This window comes from Nonomuraea insulae (assembly GCF_042656245.1).
The window spans coordinates 80,366-100,120 of record NZ_JBHSPA010000025.1 but is presented as its reverse complement, the minus strand read 5'-3'; the positions used below and the strand labels follow the sequence as shown (position 1 = coordinate 100,120).

The following is a 19,755-nucleotide window of genomic DNA, read 5'->3' as shown; positions in this document are numbered from 1 at the left end:
GGAACGTGTCCACAGACTCGGGAACGGTGCTCGACGCGATCCGTGACGGGATCATGCGTGGTGAGTTCGTGCCTGACCAGCGGCTCGTCGAAGCCGATCTGTCGGAGCGCTTCTCCGCGAGCCGCAGCTCCGTACGCTCGGCGCTCCTGCAGCTGGCCAACGAGGGCCTGGTGGAGCGGGTCATGAACAGGGGCGCGCGGGTGCGGGCGGTCTCCCTGGCGGAGGCCGTCGAGATCACCGAGGTGCGCATGGTGGTCGAGGGCCTGTGCGCGGCCAAGGCCGCCGGGCGGGTGACCCCGGCCGAGGCGGGCGAGCTGCGCGAGATCGGCGCCCGGATGTCGGAGGCGGTCGGGTCGGGCGACGTGCTGGGCTATTCCGAGCTCAACCAGCTCCTGCACCGACGGATCCGGGAGCTGAGCGGCCAGTCCACGGCGGGCGGCGTGCTGGAGCGGTTACGCGGCCAGATCGTCCGCCACCAGTTCCGGCTGTCCATGCAGCGCGGCCGGCCCGCCGTGTCGCTGGGCCAGCACCTGGCCATCATCGAGGCCATCTGCGCCGGCGACCCGGACGCGGCCGAGCGGGCCTCGCGCGACCATCTGCGCAGCGTGATCGAGGCGCTGCGGGCCCACCACGACTGACCGCCCAGAAAGACCGCCTAGAAAGACCGCCTAGAAAGACCGCCTAGAAAGACCGCCTAGAAAGGCCGCCCGGACGGATCGTGCCGCCCGGGTCGCGGGCGGCACGATCCGAGCGCTCAGCGGCTGTACGGAGCGACGGCGATCCGGTCGATCACCGGGGCGAACCGCGAGCGGAGGAGCACGCCGGGGAAGGTGTCCGAGGCGTAGGTTCTGCCGTCGAAGTTCGGCAGCTCCTCGGAGGAGAACCGCAGCGTGTTGTCCCCCTTGCGGAGTTTCACCGGCACGGTCAGCTCCCAGAAGTTGTTCTCGTGGAAGGTGTGCGGGAAGGACACCCGCTGCGCGGCGGCGCCGTTGACCGAGAGGTCGGCGTGCCTGGCCAGCGGGTCGGGGTTGTAGTGCGTGGCCGGCGACTGCTCCGGGTTGGAATAACGCACGCGCATGGCGTACGTGCCCGCCGCCGCTGCCTTCACCGTGAAGGTGAGCGTGTTGCCGTTCCCCGGCTCGCCGCCGACGCCGGTCACCGCGGCCTTCCCCGTGGCCAGGGAGAGCGGGGACACCTTGGCGGTGCCGGCGAGGCGGGCGGACTCGGCCTCGTACACCGTGGCCGGCAACGCGGCCGCCGGCGCCTGCCGCACCGTGAGGCGGTCGATGAGCGCGGTGCCGGTGACCTTCACCTTGTTGACGCCGCCCGACAACGACACGTCCACGGGCAGGGTGTCCCGCACGTCCACGCCGTTGACGGACACCGACGCCCGGCCGCGCAGCTTCAGGTCCAGCGTGGCCGCGGCGTCGGCGGGGGAGTAGACCCAGAACGTGACCGACTGGCCGCGTTCGACCGCCACCAGGCCGTCCTTCGCCGGGCGGGCGCCGTCGAGGTCGGCCAGCTCCGCCTCGTAGACCGAGGTCGCCGCGGCCGGGTTCGGCAGCGAGAGCTGGAGGCGGTCCACGATCGCGTCGCCCTTCGTGGCCTTCGTCCCGTCCAGGCTCCGGGCCGCGAGCGAGATCACGTGCTTGCCCGCGGTGAGCGGGACGGTGGTGTCGGCGTGGTCCCAGACCACCCATTTGTAGCCGAGGGGCAGGAACAGCTCCTGCTCGGCGGCGCCGTCCACGCGGAGGAAGACGTTGGTGGGGCCCTGCTCGCGTACCAGGTCGTAGGTGTTGAGTGAGTTGGCGAAGACGCTCAGGTCGTAGCGGCCTGTCTTCGGCACCTCGACGGTGAAGTCGAGCACGCCGTCGGAGCCGGTGCGCAGCCCGCCCACGTCGTACCGGCCGGAGGTGTAGAACTTGGACACGTCGGACGGGGAGCCTTCGGGGCCGTTGCGGCTGTAGCCGGTTCCGGTGTAGGTGGCGTCCTCGGCCTCGTACGAGTGCTCCCACAGGTCGGGGACGGCCGCGGCGCCCCGGCCGGCGCCGGGGGCCAGGACGATCTCGTACGCCGACGACTCCTTCAGCCCGCTCAGGTCGAGGACGACGGCGCCGTCCTTGACCGCGACGTCCCGCTCGGACACGAGCTCAGGCTGCGCGGAGTCGCCGATCTGGCCCGTCCACGGGATCTCCCTGATCCAGGCGTGCACCGTGCGGCCGAACGTGGCGGCGGGCACGTTCTCGAACCGGATGTGCCCGGCGCCGCCGGAGCCGCCGAAGATCGCGCGGGCCTGCCGCTTCTTCGCGTCGAGTGTGGCGACGGCCTGCATCGTGTAGTTCTGGCCCGGGTACGGCGGCTCGGCCCGCACGGTGTGGCCGCTCATGCTCCCGTAGGCGTTGAACAGCCACCACTGCCCGTTGCCCCGGTTCGCCTGCACGGCGGAGTCGCTGAGGTTGCCGTCGATGTTCCAGTACGCGATGTCGGCGTCCACCTTCGACTCCTCGATGGCCGAGATCCACTGGACCATCTGGCCGGGCACCGAGGTGTGGTAGTTGAAGGCGTACTCGTTGATGTTGATCGGCAGCCGCTTGCCCGGCAGGACCTCGGCCTCCATCTCGCGGTACCGCTTGACGCTGGCCCGCACCTGCTCGGGGTGGCTGAGCTCGTGCCAGGTCATCACGTCTGGCACGGTGCCGGCCGCCACCGCGTGCTCCAGGAAGCCCTTGACCTGGGCGTACAGCACGCTGGTGTTGGGCCCGGCGATCCGGGCGGCGGGCATCCTGTCTTTGATGAGCGCGTAGACGTCGTCCCAGGCGCGGAAGTAGTCGCGGGGGTCGCTGAGCCAGCTCACGCCGTTGTAGCTCCACTCGCCCGTGCCGAACATGTTGCCCTCGGGCTCGTTGAACGGCACGAAGACCACGTTGTCCTGATATTTCGGGTCGAGCTGGAGGACCTGGTCGACCTGCTTGGCGATCTTCTCCTTGAACAGGCCGAGCTTCTCCTCCGGCGTGCTCCCCGGCCACTGGTAGGGGAAGCCGCGGTGGATGTCGGTCATGTAGATGTACACGTCACCGTCGGTGCTGTCGGCCAGCGGCTTGACCACCTCCAGCGCGTCCGCGCCCGGGTGTTGCGGGCCGTCCTGGGCCTTGGTGGACACCGTGCGCAGCCGCATGCCCTCGATCAGGTTGTTCGTCGGCACCCCGGGCCCATAGAGACCGTAGAGCGTGCCGGACGCGCCGCCGTGGAAGGCGCCGGTGTCCTCGGCGAGGTCGATGACGAGTTGCCCCTCGCGGATCACCGTCACCCGCGCGGTGACCGGGTGGCCCCCGGCCGTGCCGCTCACGGTGAACGTGCCCGCCTGGGCGTAGTCCCCGGGATCCACGGGCGACCAGGTGATGGGCAGGTCGCGGTCGTAGCCGTCGGAGAACGTGGCGCGGACCGCGGCGGGCAGCGGCGGCGCGGTGCCGATGATCGTACGGACGGCGAACTCGTCCTGGGTGAGACCCGTCGGCGCGGGCGGGTCGGCCCCGATCTCGGCGGCCACCTCCTCGGCCGACAGCGCGGCGGCGTACACGCGGAAGTCGTCGATCGCGCCGTCGAACAGCGGGTCCTGGTAGAACGAGCGCCCGATGAAGCCCGCCGACGTCGTGGCGGCGTCGATGAGCTGCGCGGCGGTGACGGTGGTCGTCGCGGAGGCCACGGCGGCCCCGTCGAGGTAGGCGGTGACCCGGTCGGCGGCGGTGTCGAGGGTGACGGTCAGCGTCTTCCAGGCGTTGGCCGGCAGCGCGGCCGAGCCGGTGACCTGGGCCTCGCCGCCCCCGCCCGACGTGGTGACCGCCGTGCGCAGGCGGCCGTCGCCGTTGTACGGGGTGCTGAACAGGTAGCGGGTGGTGTCCTTGCCGAGCGCGTAGATCCACTGCCAGGGCGCGGTCGTCCCGTCCCAGCGCACCCGCGCCGACACCGTCAGATCGCTCCTGCCCTGGAGCACGGCCAGGGGCAGGCGTACGTAGGCGCCGTCAGAGTTGGCGGCGCCACCGGGCAGGCTCAGGGCGTGGCCGCCGCCGGAGCCCTCGACGAGCTCGGCGGTGGAGGCGTTGACCAGCGTCCCGTCCAGCCCGTTGCCGGAGGAGTCGGTGATCGAGAGGTCGTCGAACGCGTACACCAGGATGGGCGCGGGCGGCGCGGCGGCGGAGGCGGGCGTGCATAAGGCGAGGACGAGAGCGGCGGAGAGTGCGGCTGGGACGATGCGCATGACTAGTCCTTCACGGCTCCGGCGGTGACGCCGGCGGCGACGTAGCGCTGGGCGATGATGAGCAGGATGGTGGCGGGGATGGAGGCGATCACGGCGGTGGCCATGATGGCGTTCCACTCCTGGTTGTTGTTGCCGATGTAGTGGTAGATGCCGAGGGTGATGGGCTGGTGGTCGCCGCCCTGGTCGAGGGTGGAGGCGAAGATGAAGTCCGACCACGCCCACAGGAACGCGAACAACGACACGGTGATGATCGCGTTGCGGGAGACGGGCAGCACGATCGAGACGAACGTACGCACCACCCCCGCCCCGTCGGTCCGGGCGGCCTGCAGGAGTTCTTCGGGGATGCCGGACATGAACGTGGTGAAGATGAGCACCGCGAACGGCACGGCGAGGGTGGAGTCGGCGACGATGAGTCCTGGGACGGTGTTGAGCACGCCGGTGGTCAGGAAGATGGCGTAGAAGCCCATCGCCATGATGATGCCAGGGATCATCTGCGCGACCAGCAGCACGAACCCGAGGAGCCCGCCGCCCCTGGGCCGTAGTTTGGCCAGCGAGTAGCCGGCCGGCGCCGCGACCGCCAGGGTGAGCGCCACGGTGCCGAGCCCGACGAGCAGGCTGGTGCCGAGGTAGGGGAGTTGCTGGTCGAGCACGGCGCGGTAGCCGTCGAGGGTGCCGTTGACCGGGAACCAGTTGGGCGGGCTCTTGCGCATGTCGCCGTCCTGGGTGAACGACACGTTGATCATCCAGTAGATCGGGAACAGCATGACGGCGGTCAGTACCAGCCCGATCGCGGTCTTGAGGGGTTTCATGACACCGCCTGCCGGCGGATGTAGATCAGCCCGAAGATCAGCGCGATCACGATCAGCAGGTTGCCGACGGCCGCGCCGGGCCCGAAGGAGGGCACCAGGTTGCCGAAGCCGAGCCGGTAGGACCAGGTGGCGAACGTGGTCGAGGCCCCGCTGGGCCCGCCCTTGGTCATGATCCAGATGATGTCGAACACCTTCAGCGTGTAGACCAGGCCGAGCAGCAGCGTGATCGCCGACACCGGCCGCAGCAGCGGGAACGTCACCCGCCAGAAGCGTTGCCAGCCGCCGGCCCCGTCGAGTGCGGCGGCCTCGTGGATGTCGGGGCTGATGGCCTGCAGCCCGGAGTAGAGGACGACGAGATTGAACGGGATGCCGATCCAGATGTTGGCGATGATCACCGACCAGAGCGCCCAGTCCGGCGAGGTCAGCCAGTTGACCGGCCCGATCCCGAGCCAGCCCAGCACCGCGTTGATGACGCCGGAGTCGCTGTTGAGCATCCACGACCAGGTCGAGGCCGACACGATCAGCGGCAGCAGCCACGGCACCAGGAACAACGCCCGCAACGTCGCCGACAGCCGGAAGTTCCTGCTGAAGAACAGCGCCAGCGCCAGCCCGATGCTGAACTGGAAGGCCAGCGACACCACCGTGAACACCACCGTGTGCCACAGGGCCGGCCAGAACGTGGCGTCGGCGAACACCTTGGCATAGTTGGCGAACCCGGCGAACGGCGCATCACCCTGCACGAACGAGCGCACCGTGTAATTACGCAGACTCAACTCCACGTTGCGGAACAACGGATAGGCGTAGAACACCAGCAGATAGAGCACGACCGGGACGAGGAACGCCCACGCCGCCCACTGATCCGACCTGCGGCGTGCGGCCCGATGGCCCCGGGCCGGCGTGCGGTCCAGGGCCATCGGGGTCTGTGTCGCCTGACTCATTGGATGGCGCTCGCCGCCGCCGTCTGCGCCGCGGCCATCGCCTCCTGTGGCGGCTTCGACCCGCTCAGCGCCGCCTGCACCGCGCCCCACATCGGCTCGGAGATCTTCGGGTACTTGGTGCCCAGGTCGTCGCTGGTGCGCCCCTTGGCCGCCTTGACCGCCTCCACCCAGACCGTCAGCTCCTTGTTCTGGGCGACCTGCTTGGCCTGCACCGCCTCGGTCGCGGCGATGTAGGACAACGTGGTGTCGGTGGTGTAGGCGTTGTCGGCGCTGGTCAGGCAGGCGACCAGCTTCTGCGAGGCGGCGTAACGGCCGGTGTCGGACTGCACCGGCACGCTGACGAACTCCCCGCCCGTCGGCGCGGGCGCGGTGCCGCCCGTCTTGCCGGGGATCGGGATGATGCCGTACTCGAAGCCGGTCTTCTTGGCGTTGGCCAGCTGCCAGGTGCCGTTCTCGCCGAAGGCGAAGTCGCCGGTGGCGAACTCCTGCCAGCTGGTGGTCTGGGTGTTGTTGATGACGGAGTTGGGGGCGTACCCCTTCTTCACCCAGTCGGCCCACAGCGCCACGGCTGAGACGCCCTCGGGGGAGTCGAGCTTGGTCAGGTTCGCGCCCGCGCCCCAGAACCAGGGCAGGAACTGGAAGCTGCCCTCCTCGGTGCCGATCGCCGAGAACGTGATGCCCTTCCTCCCCGACGCCTTCACCTTCTCCAGCGCGGCCGTCAGCGTCGCCCAGTCCTTGATCGACTCGGCGTCCACGCCGGCCTTGTCCAGCACCGCCTTGTTGTAGTAGAGCGCCAGGGTGTTGGCGCCGATCGGGACGCCGTAGGTCTTGCCTCCGGTCTGACCGGCGGCCAGCAGGTTGGGCGCGACCGAGGAGGTGTCGGTCCTGGTCTCCTCGGTGGTGGTGAGCACCCCGGCCTCGGCCAGCGTCGAGACCACCGGATTGTCCACGATCAGCACGTCCGGCGGGTTGCCCTGCTGGGCGGCCAGCAGCGCCTTGTTCGTCAGGTCCGTCGTGTCATAACCGGTGCGCCGCACCGTCACCCCGGCCTGACCACCGCACGTGTCCAGCAGCTTCACCCAGTCCGAGGTCTTGTCGAACTGGGGGTAGGGATCCCAGACGGTGTACGCGCCGGCGGACGGCTCCGGGCTCGCGCTGTTCTGGGACGACCCGCAGGCCGCCAGTGTGACGGCGGCCAGGGCCAGGCATGCCGCCCGCCGGGCGGGGACGAAGCTTGCCATGTCGGTTGGTTTCCTCTCGACGTTCAGGTGAGCTGGATGTAGTCCAGCTCGGCGTATCCGGTGCCGCCGGCGAAGTACGGCGAGCCCTTGGCCAGGCGGATCACGTTGTAACCCGCCTTGAGGGTGAGGGTGGCGCTGATCGTCGCGCCGAACTGGCCCCACCCGGCGGTCGGCGGGTAGCTGACCGTGCTCCAGGCGCCGCCGTTGTAGGCCAGCCCCTGCGTGGCGGTGGCGCCGGTGCCGTTGGCGTAGCCGACGGTCATCGTGTACGCGCGGGCGGTGGGCACGTTGACGACGAAGTCCACGTAGCTGTCGGTCCGCGGCGTGCCCGTGTTGTCGATGCGGCCGACGTACCCGCCGCCCGACGCGCTCGTGGCGCTCAGCCGCGCGGCGCGGAACACCGAGGCGTTCTCGGCCTCGTAGCGCTGCTGGTAGGCGGGCACCCCGCTCGCCGGTTCGACGAGGAGTTGGTAGGCGCTGGTGGCCGACATGTTCGGCACCGAGACGCTGAGCTGCCCGTTGCCGACCGTCCTGGTGGTGGCGGAGACCGTGGTGGGCGCGGTCACGGCGGTGAAGCGGCCGTTGGACGGGGTGGACAGCAGCGTGACGCGGACGCTGGCGCCGAGCGCCTGCAGGCCGGTCAGGTTGACGGTGTTGGTGCCCGCCTCGTTTCCGAACACCACGTTGACGATCTTGCGGGTGCCGTCGTAGGAGGCGAAGCCGTCCAGGCCCGTCGTGGTGGTCGTGCTGGTGGTGAGCATGTTGCCGGCCATGTCGCCGTACCACTTGTACAACCACCACGTGCCGGTCGGCTGGGAGTTGTTGACGACCAGGCCGTTCATGGTGCCGTACTCGTACCAGAAGGCGCGGTGCGCCGACTCGACGCCGCCGCGTTCCAGCTTGGCGACGTAGCTGGCGATCCGGCCGGGGACGTCGACCTCGGAGGTGGCGGCGTACTCGTTGATGGAGATGCGGCGCGGGCTGATGCCGAGCGAGGACTCCAGGTTGCGGTAGTCGGCGATGTCGGCGGCGATCCTGGTGGGGTTGCTCAGTTCGTGCCAGCAGATGATGTCCGGCAGGGTGCCGGTGTTCCTGGCGGTGGTGAGGAACGACTGCATCCAGGAGCGGTTGTAGACGGCCGTGCTCGGGCCGACGATCGGGGTCAGGGTGTCGAGCGCGCGCACCGCCTGGAACGTACGCACCCAGCCGTCGTTGAAGTTGCCCGCCGCCGCGGTGTTCCAGGTGTAGTCGGGCTCGTTCCAGAGCTCCCAGCCGATCACGTTGCTGACCGCGGTGGCCGACAGCCTGGCGTTGACCATGGTGTTGACCTTGGCCAGCCAGTCGTTCCAGCTCACCCACCGGTAGGGGAAGTCGGGGTAGATGTCGGGCATCCGGATGAACTCTCCGGCGCCCACCCGGGTGGCCTGCGGGGAGACCAGCAGCGAGTCGCCGCCGGGAGGCTGGCCGTTGGGCCGCTGGCCGACTCCGGGGGCGGGCTGGGTCAGTGAGTTGACCTTGATGGGGAGCAGGGTGGAGTCGGCCGGCCTGGAGTTCTCCGCCAGGCCGTACAGGCCGCCCGAGGCGGCATGCGTGACCGGACGGAACGGCTGGGCGATGTTGACGGTCAGCGTGGCGCCGGCCGCGTGGGCGGGTGCCGCCAGGCCGCAGACGAGCATGGCGGCGGTTGTTAAGACGGCGATGGTTCGGGGGGTGGACACGTACGCACCTCGCTCTGGATGAGGGGGGTTATCCCGCGTCGGCCACCGGGATCCAGACCCGCATCGGGCCCTGGCTCCGGTTGCCCCACAGGAAATACGGGACAGCGGTGAGTTCCAGCGGGTCACTGGTGTCGTTGTCGAGGTCGAGCACCGATCCGGCGGCCGTGATCACTCTGTCGCCGGCCTCGAACGGGCCGGCGGGGTGCAGGCGCACGTCCTCCAGCACGGTGCCCTCGGGCAGGTCGTGCTGCTCCAGGCAGTAGACGAGCGGGCCGCGCGCCAGGGTGAGGCAGCCGCGGGCCGCGTCCACCCGGGGGTGCGGGCGGATCTGCCTGACGGGCATGCCGAGGTCGAGCACCACCGTGGTGTCGTCCCGCCACGCCCTGGTCAGGCGCAGGTAGCCCGCGTCGGGCTCGGCCTCGACGGGTTCTCCGTCGATCAGCACGCCGAACGTCGCGCACCAGGACGGCACGCGCAGCGCCAGCGTCCACGGCTCGCCGGTCCGGGCGGAGACGGTCAGCTCGACCCGGCCCTGCCAGGGGTAGGCGGTGCGCATCTCGACCCTGGCCGGGCCCGTGTCGATCGTCGCCGTGGCGTACAGGTGCACCTGCACGCCGTTCGCGTCGCCGGTGGCCAGGTAGGCGGGCAGGGAGGCCATCAGGCGGGCGATGTTGGGCGGGCAGCAGGCGCACGAGTACCACGGCAGGCGGTGGCCGGCCGCCTCCTCGCCCGCGTTGGCGTGGCCGGTGCGCAGGTGCAGCGGGTTGGAGTAGAAGAAGTGCCTGCCGTCCTGGGAGACGGCCGCGGCGACGGCGTTGAGCAGGACGCGTTCCATCTCGTCGGCGTAGCGGGCCTGGCCGGTGGCCAGCAGCAGGCGCCAGCTCACGTGGAAGCTCGCGATCGAGGCGCACGTCTCGGCGTACGCGCGGTCGGGCGGCAGTTCGTACGGGTCGCCGTACGCCTCGTCGCGGTGACGCGACCCGTGCGCGCCCGTCACATACGTCCTGGTACGGAAGGCGTCGTCCCACAGCCGCTCCGACGCCTCCAGCAACGCCCGGTCACCGCTCTCCACGGCCACGTCCACCATGCCCGCCAGCAGGTAGAGCTGGCGCACCGAGTGCCCTGCCACCTCCTGGGCCGCGCGCAGCGGCACGTGGTCCTGGTGGTAGCGGGGCCCGAACCGGCCGTGTTCCAGCAGGCCGTGGCCGCGCAGGTCGAGGAAGCGCAGGGCCAGGTCGAGATAGGGCCGGTGCCCGGTGAGGCGGTAGAGCTCGGCCAGCGCCGTCTCGATCTCCGGGTGCCCGCACACCTCCTCCACCCGCGAGAACCGCTCGACCAGCAGGTCGGCGTAGCGCCTGGCCACCTCGACCAGCTCGGGGCACCTCCCGGTCCGCCCGGCCGCGACGGCGGCCTGGATCAGGTGTCCCGCGCAGTAGAGCTCGTGGCTCCAGACCGGCTTGAGCCAGCGCTGGTCCGGCTCGGCGATGGTGAAGTGGGAGTTGAGGTAGCCGTCGGCCTGCTGGGCCCGCGCCAGCAGCCCGGTCGTTTCCTCGGCGAACTCCCGCAGGCGCGGGTCGGCGCCGGGCGCGGCCAGCTCCCACAGCGCCGCCTCCAGCGTCTTGTACACGTCGGAGTCGGCGAACCACATGCCCGTGAACTCGTGCCCGGTCAGCTCGCCGGCCGCGGCGCGCAGGTTGTCGAGGTTGCCGCTGCTCTCCAGCCTCTCCAGGCAGTGCGGCAACGTGTGCTCGGCGTTGCGCCGCCGCCACTGCCCGAGCAGCCCGCCGTCGTCCAGGAGCACCTGGTCCAGCCCCAGGGGGCGGAGCTTCGCGATGGCGCCGGGGCCGGGGGCGGCCGGGGGGCTGACTGTGGCCACAGGGTTGCCAGAGGGTTTCTGCGAAGTCATCCAGCTCTCTCAACATGGGATATCAGGAAAGTTAGGAAATCGTTTGCCTTAAGCTAGCAACGCTCTGGAGCTGGAGTCAACGGGCGCTACAGTTGAGACAGCAAGGCGTTAGGAAAGCGGAGGAAAGTATGGGGAAATTGGAGCGGCACGCCACCATCGCCGACGTCGCGGCGCTGGCCGGGGTGTCGGTGGGCACGGCCTCCAAAGCCCTCAACGGCCGCGGATCCCTGCGCGAGGAGACCCGGATGCGGGTCAGGGAGGCGGCCAGGCAGCTCAGCTTCGAGGTGAACGCGGGGGCGCGGAATCTGCACTCGGGGCGGACGTACACCGTGGGGATGATCACCACCGACACCATCGGGCGGTTCAGCATTCCGGTGCTGATGGGGGCCGAGGACGCGCTCGGGGCCGGTCAGATGTCGGTGTTCCTGTGCGACGGGCGCGACGATCCGATCCGGGAGCAGTACCACGTCAAGACGCTGCTCAGCCGGCGTGTGGACGGCATCATCGTCACCGGCCGGCGCACGCAGGCCCGCGCCCCGATCAGTGTCGGGCTGCCCGTCGTGTACGCCTTCATCAGCTCCACCGACCCCGACGACTGCTCGGTGGTGCCCGACGAGACCGGTGGAGCGCGTAAGGCCGTGGAGCATCTGATGGCGATCGGTCGGACCAGGATCGCGCACGTCACCGGGCCGGAACACCACCATTCCGCGCGGGTACGGGCACAGGCCGTGGCGGACCGGCTGGCCGAGGCGGGGCTCTCCGTGGCGGGGCCGCCGCTGTTCGGGGCGTGGAGCGAGATCTGGGGGCGGCAGGCCGTGGGGATGTTGCTGGCCGGGGGTACGTCGTTCGACGCGGTGTTCTGCGGCAGCGACCAGATCGCGCGGGGAGTGGCGGACGCGCTGCGGGCTGTCGGGCGGCGGGTGCCGGAGGACGTGGCGCTGGTCGGGTTCGACAACTGGGACGTCATGACCCGGGGCTGCCAGCCGCCGCTGACCAGCGTCGACATGAACCTGGAAGGGCTCGGCCGGACGGCAGCCGAGATGTTGCTGGCCGCCATCAACGGCACACCCTCACCGGGACGGCACGCCCGCCCGTGCCACCTGGTGGTCCGCGAGTCCAGCACCGTCCCGCTGGGCCCGGAAGCGCGCGTCTGATCGGTCACGGAACGGATCAGGGGGGCGCCATGACCTGGTGCGTCTCATCGGTCACGGGGCGGTGGAGCAGCAACATCGCGGCGTCGTCCAGGAGCGGGCCGCCCGCGTGCTCGACCAGGTCCGCGCGCAGCGCGTCGAGCGCCGTCTGCGGGTCGTCGCGGTGCAGCAGCCACGCCCGCTCCGTCAGCGGGTAGAACTCGCCCGCCGCGTTCCTGGCCTCGATGACCCCGTCGGTGAAGAACAGGATGCGATCCCCGCCCCCGAACGGGATCCGGTGCGCCTTCGGCGTCGAGGAGTCGAACATGCCGAGGCCCAGCGGCAGCCACTGCTCGGGCGCCTCGGCCGTGCGGAGTTCGCCGCCGGCCAGGACGAGCAGCGGCGCGGGATGGCCGAAGTTCACCAGCGACATCTCCGCCTCATGGATCTCGGCGATGATCGCGGTCACGAACTGCTCGCCACCCAGATGCCTGGCCAGGCTCGCCTCAAGCCGGTCGCCGATGTCGGCCAGGTCGGCCTCGTCGTAGGCGGCCTCCCTGAAAGCGCCCAGCACCCAGGCCGCCGTCTCGACCGCCGCCAGGCCCTTGCCCTGGACGTCGCCGATCAGCAGCCGTACGCCGTGCGGGGTCGTGACGACCTCGTACAGGTCGCCGCCGATCCGCGCCTCTGCCGCGGCGGAGGTGTAGGAGAGCGCCACCCGCAGATCGCCCGCCCGCCGGGGCACCGGCCGCAGCAGGACACGCTGGGCCGCCTCGGCGACCTGCCGGACGCTGGCCAGTTCGCGCTCGCGCTCCAGGCGCAGGCGGCTGGCCAGCATGCTCGCCCCCGTCACGCCGACGATGCCGATGACGGTGAGGTTGTTCTCCCAGGTGAACAGCAGGTCGTTGTAGATCGCCATGGGCACGCAGATGGCCAGCGCCACCGCCCCGACGGCCGCGGTCCTGCGCACGCCGCCCGACACCGACGCGAAGGCCGGGCCCAGCGTGAGCAGCGGCAGGAAGACCAGGGACTCGCCGGCGAGCAGATCGGTCAGGGCGACGCCCAGCATGACGATGAAGGGCAGCCAGCGCAGGACCTGCAACGACCTCATCCGACCCCCCGTATGATCAACAACGCGCTGACGTCCAGCATCGCGCAGGGCACGTGCCATTCTCAAGCGTGCCGCCGGACGTCAGTCGAAGCGTGTCCGAACTGGCACGCACCGTGAAATTCACAGGAGATTTTCAGGCCCGTGTATTTCGCCGAATCTGGATAGATTCGAGCTGAGCGAAAGGAGTCATGTGGTGGCATTGGCTAACGCCGGTATACGGCGATTACTGGCTGATTCGGGGGAGCCGCGCGGATGGGTGTCCCCCAGGACGGACCTGGTGACGGCGTTGCTGGGCGTCTGGTTCGGCGTCGGACTGATGATCGACGCGTGGGCGCACACCAATCTCGCGGAGCTGGAGACGTTCTTCACTCCCTGGCACGCGGTGTTCTACTCCGGGTTCGCCGTGGTGTCCTGCTGGATTCTCTGGCAGGTGTGGCGCAATGTGCGCACCGGGCGGCAGGGATTGGCCGCCGTTCCGACCGGATATCTGGCCGGGCTGGTGGCGATTCCCGCATTCGCCTTCTTCGGGTTCATCGACATGATGTGGCACACCCTGCTCGGCATCGAAACGACCATCGACATTCTCTTCAGCCCCTCGCATCTGGGGCTCATCGTGACGATGCTCCTCATCCTCACCACACCGCTCCGTTCCGCCTGGAACGCCCCCGACGTGGGCGCGCGGCCGACGCTGGGGCGCCTGCTCCCGGCGCTGATCGGGTTCGCGTTCGCGACCACGCTGGTGTCGTTGTTCCTCTCGTACGGCGACGCCCTGCAGTACCGCCAGACGCGCATCGTCGAGGCGTTCTCCAACCTGGAGGAGCCGGGGGCCGGTGGGCTCGCCACCGCCATGGTCCTCACCAACGTCATCCTGCTCGCCCCGGTGCTGCTGCTGGCCCGTCGCTGGCGGCTGCCGTTCGGCTCCGTGACCGTCATGTACACGCTGGCCGCGCTCATGCCGGGCGCGCAGACCGAGTTCACGAACGTGCCGGTCCTGCTGTCCATCGTGACCGGCGGGCTGGTGAGTGACCTGCTGATCCGGTGGTTGCGGCCGTCGGCGGCGCGGCGGACCGCCTACTGGGCCTTCGCCGGGCTGTCGGGCCTGGCCACGTGGTCGCTCTACATCGCCTTCGCCTCGGCGACGGGAGGCGGTCTGCCCGCCGTGCCCGAGTTGTGGACCGGTTCGCCGATCATCGCCGGGCTGATCGGGCTGGCGCTCGGGGCACTGTTCCTGCCCAACGCGATCGGCGTCGAGCCTGCGGTGACCGAACGTGACGCAGCTTCCCATGACGCGTCGGCTTCCCGTGACGCGGTCTCCCGTGACGTGGCTTCGCGTGACGCGGTCTCCGGTGACGTGACCTCGCGGGATGTGGCCTCGCGGGACGTGGCCGAGGCCGCCGTGGTCGGCGCGAAGTCTGATGCGGTCGAGACCGCCAAAGCCGGCGCGAAGCCTGATGCGGTCGACGTCGAGCGGGCATGATCCGAGTCCTGTGTCTCGTCGCCGCCCTGATCCTGGCGACCGCCACTCCCGCCGCGGCGCACAACGTCACGGCGGGAGCGGATCTGCGGATCGCCCAGACGATCGCCGGCGCCGAGATCACAGTGGTGATCAAAGGCACGTCCCGGGTGCCGGGGCCGCTGCGGATCGGCGTGATCGCCTACCAGCCGGTCACCCCGCTGCCCGTCCATCTTGAGGTCCGCTCGGTCGAGGACGGTCACACCGTGACAGGCACGGCCACGGCGGTGCCGCGCGCGGAGCAGTACGCGCAGCTCAGGGTGGAGCGGACCGGCCCGCACGAGCTGAAACTGAGCGCCGGGAACGAGGTCGCCGTGATCCCGTTCCGCGTCCTCGTCGACCGTGGGTCGGCGGGGGACTTCCTGATCTACGGCGGCCTGTTCGTGGCGGGGCTGCTGCTGGTGGGCGGCCTGCTCACCGGGGCCCTGGCGCGGCGCGGCGCGGCGATGCTGCTGGCCGCCGGCGCCGCGGCCGGGGTGACGGTCGCGGCCATGGTCGTCGTGTTCGAACCGCAGATGCCGCCCGCCGCGCCCTCCGGCGCCGCGCCTACGGCCGCTACACCGGCGGCAGGGCGTCCGTACGCGCAGGCGCGGATGGAGACGGTGCCGGCCCGCCCGGCCGCGGGGGAGGAGTTCACGTTGCGGATCGACCTCGTCGACGGCTCGACCGGGCGGCCCGTCGACGATCTCACCGCCCATCACGAGGCCCTCGCCCACCTGGTCGTCACCAGCGAGGACGGGCACTTCTTCCGCCACCTTCACCCTCTCCGCACGGCACCTGGCCGCCTGGAGGTCCGTCTCCGCACCGACTGCCCCGGACGATACCTGGCGCACACGGAGCTGGAACGCGAAGACTCAGGCGGCCAACTCACCGCCACACACTTCGACATCGGCGGCGACACAGCGACATCGGACACGGCAGCGTCAGACACAACAGCGCCAGACACGGCGACATCGGACACGGCAGCGTCAGACACAACAGCGCCAGACACAGCGACATCGGACACGGCAGCGCCGGACACAGCGACATCGGAGACGGCAGCGTCAGACACGGCGGCGCCGGACACGGCGACTGGCACGGCGACTGGCACGGCGGCGCCGGACACGGCGACATCGGACACGGCGACATCGGACACGGCGACATCGGACACAGCGACATCGGACACAGCGCCGGAGACGGGGGCTGGCGCGGTGGCGTCGAGTACGGCTGACCTTGGCGGTCAGGCTGTGGAGCCGCGGTTGCAGCCGGCCGTTCCGGTCGCGGGGCGCCCGGCGACGATCGAGCTGGCCACCCCGGAGGGCGTGCGGCCGTGGCTGGGCATGACCGGCCACCTGCTCGTACGCAGCCAGGACGGCACGTTCTTCGGCCACCTCCACGAGATGGGCACCCCGGGCCCCCGGCTGCGCTTCACCTTCAGCTTCCCCGAGCCCGGCCGCTACCTCGCCTGGGCCCAGTACGCCACCGGCGACCGCATCGTGACCGTGCCCTTCACCGTGAACGTGACGGCGCGGGAGGCCACACGATGACCAGGAAACGGGCACTGATCGCGATGGCGGCGCTCGTGGCCGCCGCCGTCGCGCTGTTCGTCGTGGGCAGGAGCGTGGTGGCCGAACCGCTCCGCCTGACCACCACGGGCACCCGCTACGCCGCCACCGTACTGATCGAGGACCCCGCCCCAGGACGCGTCACCGTGGAGGTAGTGATGAAGTCGGGCGACCCCGACACCGTCGCCCTGTCCTCGGTGATGGCCGACATGGGACACTCCACGGCCGAGTTCACTGCCACAGAACGGCAACCCGGCCACTTCCAGGCCGAGGCCGAACTCTTCCCGATGACCGGCGTCTGGGAACTGTCGATCCGCCTCGACGGACCTGCGGGCGAGGAGCAACTAGCCGTCAAGGCCCTCATCACCGACTAGCGAAGACGACCCCACCAGCAGGTGGTCGTGGGGCCCGCCAAGCGGCCCTCGCCAAGCGACCCCGCCGCGCGACCCCGCCGCGCGCCCTCGCCGGGCGGGCTGACCGGGCGGGCTGGCCGGGCGGCCCTTGCCGAGCGCCCTCGCCGAGCGGCTCCCGCCAAGCGACCTCGCCGGGCGGGCCGGCCGAATGGGCTGGCCGAGCGAGCAGAGCCGGTTGAGCCGGACGGGGCGGTCGGGCGGCGCGGTCGGGCGGCGCGGTCGGGATGGGCAGTCGAGATGGGCAGTCGAGATGGGCGGCGCAGCCGGGCAGGGCGGTCCGGCAGGGCGGTCCGGTCGGTCGTGCCGGTCGGTCGTGCCGGTCGGTCGTGCCGGTCGGGTGGGGTGACGTCATTCATCCGTGTCCATACCAGGGCTTGACAGAACCTCCCGCTCCCTAAAGTATTATTCCGACTTGTATAGTAGGAATGGTAGGAAAGGGGAGATCGTGCGGGCACTGATCCTGCTCGGGCTGGTCGGCCTCGCGGCCCAGCTCGTCGATGGCAGCCTGGGTATGGCGTACGGCGTCACGTCGACCACGCTGCTGCTGGCCATCGGCACCAACGCGGCGGCCGCCTCGGCCACCGTCCACCTCGCCGAGATCGGCACCACGCTCGCCTCGGGCATCTCCCACTGGCGCTTCGGGAACGTGGACTGGAAGGTCGTCGCCAAGATCGGCATCCCGGGAGCGGTCGGCGCCTTCGCCGGCGCGACGTTCCTGTCCAGCCTGTCCACCGAGATCGCGGCCCCCGTCATGTCGCTGATCCTGCTGGCCCTCGGCGTCTACATCCTCATCCGCTTCACCGCGTTCGGACTGCCCCGCGGCAACCTGGGCAAGCCGCTGCGCAGGCGTTTCCTGGCGCCGCTCGGCCTGGTGGCCGGCTTCGTGGACGCCACGGGTGGCGGCGGCTGGGGCCCGGTCGGCACGCCGGCCATCCTGGCCAGCGGGCGCATGGCTCCGCGCAAGGTGATCGGCTCCATCGACGCCAGTGAGTTCCTCGTCGCCATCGCCGCCAGCATCGGCTTCTTCTTCGGCATCGGCTCGGAGAACATCAACTTCTCCTGGGTCGCGGTGCTGCTGCTCGGTGGCGTCATCGCCGCGCCGATCGCCGCCTGGCTCGTACGGCACATCCCGCCCCGCATCCTGGGCTCGGCCGTGGGCGGCGTCATCGTCCTGACCAACGTACGCACGCTGCTCCGCAGCGACTGGATCGACGCCTCCGGCGGCGTCCAGACCATCGCCTACATCGTCATCGCCGCCATCTGGGCCGCCGCCATCGCCTACTCCGTACGCGAATACCGGCGCGACAAGGCCAATGAGTCCGTCGAGGCGGTGGACAGCCAACTACGCCCGTCGTCGAGCACGGAGGAGGAGACGGCCTCCGCCTGAGCCGGCCCATGAGAATCTCTGCCCGCACCCAGTACGCACTCGGCGCCATGCTCGCCCTGGCCGTGGCCGACGCCCCGGTGCACGCCGAGCGGATCGCCGTCACCCAGGAGATCCCGCGCCGCTTCTGTGACAACATCCTGCTTCAACTTCGCCGGGCGGGCCTCGTACGGAGCCGGCGCGGCCCCGACGGGGGCTACTGGCTCGCCCGCCCGGCAGGGGAGATCGCCCTCGCTGACGTCATCCGCGTCACCGAGGGCGTCGAGCCGGCGGCCCGCCCCTTCTCCGCGGCCGCCGCACCCCTGACCGCGATCTGGGACAGGCTGCGCAACCATGAGACCACGCTGCTGAGCGAGATCACCCTCGCCGACGTCGTGGCCAACGGCCGGACCGAGCAGGAGGTTCGGTAGGGCAAGCTGGTGGACGTGGCTTTCGGAGTACGCGAGTTCGAGCTGGCGTTGATGCACCGCATGCGTGATCTCAACGCCGGGAAGGTGGAGGAGGCGCTGCACGGCATGGGCGCCTCCCGCGCCGAACTACGCGAGGCCCACACCCACTGGACGAGACTGGCCCACGCCCCGAGAGGGCCCAAGGGCGCCGCCGCGGTGCGGATGGCCCTGGGGCCGGCCCCCTACCGTGGCAAGAGGCCCGCAGGCAGCCTGACCTGCGATGTTCTACGCTGGCCGCTGCCCTCATGGCCGGGCCTGGAGTTCGAGTTGCTGGTCGGCCCCGGCGGTGAGGCGTGGAACCAGTGGTTCGTCCGCCCCTCCGGCGGGGCCGCGCTCGCCTTCACGGATCTGCTCCCGTGGACGTGCGTGGTGGCCGACCTCGGCGCGAGCTTTCCCAGGGCGGCGCAGCTCGAGGGCGGCGCGCCGCACCACTGGACGGTCGACTTCCCCCACGGCGGCGCGACCTACCGGGCGCGTTTCGTGTACGGCCTCCTTCAGTGCCTCAACGACGCGCCTCAGGGCGCAGCGCTGACCTGATGACCCCCGCGACCCCGTCCAGGTGGTCGTTGAGGTAGAAGTGGCCACCGGAGAACACGCGCAGCTCGAACGGCCCCCGCGTGTGCTCCTCCCACGAGCGGGCCGCGTCCAGGGTGGTGCTCTGGTCGCCGTCGCCCACCATGGCCGTCACCGGGCACTCGACCGGTCCTCCGGTGTGCCGGTAGGTCTCGATCGCCCGGTAGTCGCCGCGGATCGTGCCCAGGACGAGACGCATCAGGTCCTTGTCCCGCAGCAGCGCGGCGTCGGTGCCGCCCTGCCGGCGCACCTCGGCGAGGATCCCGTCGTCGTCCATGAGGTGCACCCGCTCGGTCCGCTCGCGGGCGGGCCCGCGCGCGGCCGAGACGAACAGGTGCGCGACCGCCATCCCGTCGTTCTCCAGTCGCCGCGCCACCTCGTACGCGACCGTGGCCCCCATGCTGTGCCCGAACAGCGCCGGCGGCCGGTCGGTCCACTTCCGCAGCCGCTGGAAGATCTCCTCGGCCAGCGTCAGCACGTTATCCACGCACGGCTCGCCGAAGCGGTCCTGCCGTCCCGGATACTGGATCCCCGACACCTCCAGCCCCGGCGACAGGGCCTGGGACAGAGGGAGGTAGTAACTGGCCGCGCCGCCGGCGTGCGGCAGGCACACCAGCCGTGGCACGCTCGCTTCCGCCTGGTGAAAACGGCGGATCCACGGGTCGGAGATCATCGGGGCTCCAGGACCCGGGTGGCGCCCTCCCGTACCAGCACGGACTTCTCGGCGATCACCACGCGCACGTTTTCTCCCCAAATGTCAGCACCACCCGC

Annotated in this window: 16 protein-coding genes; 8 read left to right on the top strand and 8 right to left on the bottom strand. The window is 70.6% G+C overall.

The genetic code is table 11. From position 1 onward, the window contains the following. Positions 1–5: 5 nt before the first annotated feature. Complete coding sequence (locus tag ACFPZ3_RS21490; RefSeq protein ID WP_379515963.1) at positions 6–638, top strand: GntR family transcriptional regulator; 633 nt, start codon at positions 6–8, stop codon at positions 636–638. 116 nt (positions 639–754) lie between these two features. On the opposite strand, the gene ACFPZ3_RS21485 is transcribed toward ACFPZ3_RS21490, so the two are convergent. From ACFPZ3_RS21485 to ACFPZ3_RS21460, 6 genes are read right to left on the bottom strand one after another with little or no spacing between them, the layout of a single operon-like run. Then, complete coding sequence (locus ACFPZ3_RS21485; RefSeq protein WP_379515962.1) at positions 755–4,255, bottom strand: LamG-like jellyroll fold domain-containing protein; 3,501 nt, start codon at positions 4,253–4,255, stop codon at positions 755–757. A gap of 2 nt (positions 4,256–4,257) precedes the next feature. Further along, positions 4,258–5,064 carry a carbohydrate ABC transporter permease gene (locus ACFPZ3_RS21480; protein ID WP_379515961.1) on the bottom strand — a complete coding sequence of 269 codons (807 nt, stop codon included), beginning with the start codon at positions 5,062–5,064 and terminating at the stop codon, positions 4,258–4,260. Continuing rightward, positions 5,061–6,002 (bottom strand): carbohydrate ABC transporter permease, encoded by a 942-nt coding sequence (locus tag ACFPZ3_RS21475; protein ID WP_379515960.1) that lies wholly within the window; start codon positions 6,000–6,002, stop codon positions 5,061–5,063. Before ACFPZ3_RS21475 ends, ACFPZ3_RS21480 begins: the two co-directional genes overlap by 4 nt. Next, on the bottom strand, positions 5,999–7,243 hold the full coding sequence (locus ACFPZ3_RS21470) for a sugar ABC transporter substrate-binding protein (protein WP_379515959.1): 1,245 nt from the start codon (positions 7,241–7,243) through the stop codon (positions 5,999–6,001). Before ACFPZ3_RS21470 ends, ACFPZ3_RS21475 begins: the two co-directional genes overlap by 4 nt. A 23-nt stretch (positions 7,244–7,266) precedes the next feature. After that, complete coding sequence (locus ACFPZ3_RS21465) at positions 7,267–8,961, bottom strand: hypothetical protein (RefSeq protein ID WP_379515958.1); 1,695 nt, start codon at positions 8,959–8,961, stop codon at positions 7,267–7,269. Between the two features lie 28 nt (positions 8,962–8,989). Next, the gene (locus ACFPZ3_RS21460) at positions 8,990–10,837 is read right to left on the bottom strand and encodes a glycoside hydrolase family 127 protein (protein WP_379515957.1); all 1,848 of its coding nucleotides are present in this window, start codon (positions 10,835–10,837) and stop codon (positions 8,990–8,992) included. Positions 10,838–10,995: 158 nt separating this feature from the next. On the opposite strand from ACFPZ3_RS21460, the gene ACFPZ3_RS21455 reads away from it, so the two are divergent. Beyond that, positions 10,996–12,021 carry a LacI family DNA-binding transcriptional regulator gene (locus ACFPZ3_RS21455; RefSeq protein ID WP_379515956.1) on the top strand — a complete coding sequence of 342 codons (1,026 nt, stop codon included), beginning with the start codon at positions 10,996–10,998 and terminating at the stop codon, positions 12,019–12,021. Positions 12,022–12,037: 16 nt separating this feature from the next. Here the strand turns inward: ACFPZ3_RS21455 and ACFPZ3_RS21450 are convergent, their stop codons facing one another. Continuing rightward, entirely contained in the window at positions 12,038–13,108 is a 1,071-nt protein-coding gene (locus tag ACFPZ3_RS21450) for a PP2C family protein-serine/threonine phosphatase (protein WP_379515955.1), read from the bottom strand. Between the two features lie 256 nt (positions 13,109–13,364). Between ACFPZ3_RS21450 and ACFPZ3_RS21445 the strand changes: the two genes are divergently transcribed. The 6 genes from ACFPZ3_RS21445 (at position 13,365) to ACFPZ3_RS21420 (ending at position 18,948) form a co-directional block, all read left to right on the top strand. Continuing rightward, positions 13,365–14,585, top strand: coding sequence for a hypothetical protein (locus tag ACFPZ3_RS21445; RefSeq protein ID WP_379515954.1), 1,221 nt, complete (start codon positions 13,365–13,367; stop codon positions 14,583–14,585). Beyond that, the gene (locus tag ACFPZ3_RS21440; RefSeq protein ID WP_379515953.1) at positions 14,582–16,147 is read left to right on the top strand and encodes a hypothetical protein; all 1,566 of its coding nucleotides are present in this window, start codon (positions 14,582–14,584) and stop codon (positions 16,145–16,147) included. Before ACFPZ3_RS21445 ends, ACFPZ3_RS21440 begins: the two co-directional genes overlap by 4 nt. Then, positions 16,144–16,539, top strand: coding sequence for a hypothetical protein (locus ACFPZ3_RS21435; protein WP_379515952.1), 396 nt, complete (start codon positions 16,144–16,146; stop codon positions 16,537–16,539). Before ACFPZ3_RS21440 ends, ACFPZ3_RS21435 begins: the two co-directional genes overlap by 4 nt. A gap of 484 nt (positions 16,540–17,023) precedes the next feature. After that, positions 17,024–17,965, top strand: a complete 942-nt coding sequence (locus ACFPZ3_RS21430; RefSeq protein WP_379515951.1) for a sulfite exporter TauE/SafE family protein — start codon at positions 17,024–17,026, stop codon at positions 17,963–17,965. An 8-nt stretch (positions 17,966–17,973) separates the two neighbouring features. Beyond that, positions 17,974–18,372 carry an RrF2 family transcriptional regulator gene (locus ACFPZ3_RS21425; RefSeq protein WP_379515950.1) on the top strand — a complete coding sequence of 133 codons (399 nt, stop codon included), beginning with the start codon at positions 17,974–17,976 and terminating at the stop codon, positions 18,370–18,372. Between the two features lie 15 nt (positions 18,373–18,387). Beyond that, the gene (locus ACFPZ3_RS21420) at positions 18,388–18,948 is read left to right on the top strand and encodes a hypothetical protein (RefSeq protein WP_379515949.1); all 561 of its coding nucleotides are present in this window, start codon (positions 18,388–18,390) and stop codon (positions 18,946–18,948) included. Here the strand turns inward: ACFPZ3_RS21420 and ACFPZ3_RS21415 are convergent. After that, positions 18,914–19,657 (bottom strand): thioesterase II family protein, encoded by a 744-nt coding sequence (locus ACFPZ3_RS21415; RefSeq protein WP_379515948.1) that lies wholly within the window; start codon positions 19,655–19,657, stop codon positions 18,914–18,916. The genes ACFPZ3_RS21420 and ACFPZ3_RS21415 overlap by 35 nt on opposite strands. Positions 19,658–19,755 lie beyond the last annotated feature (98 nt).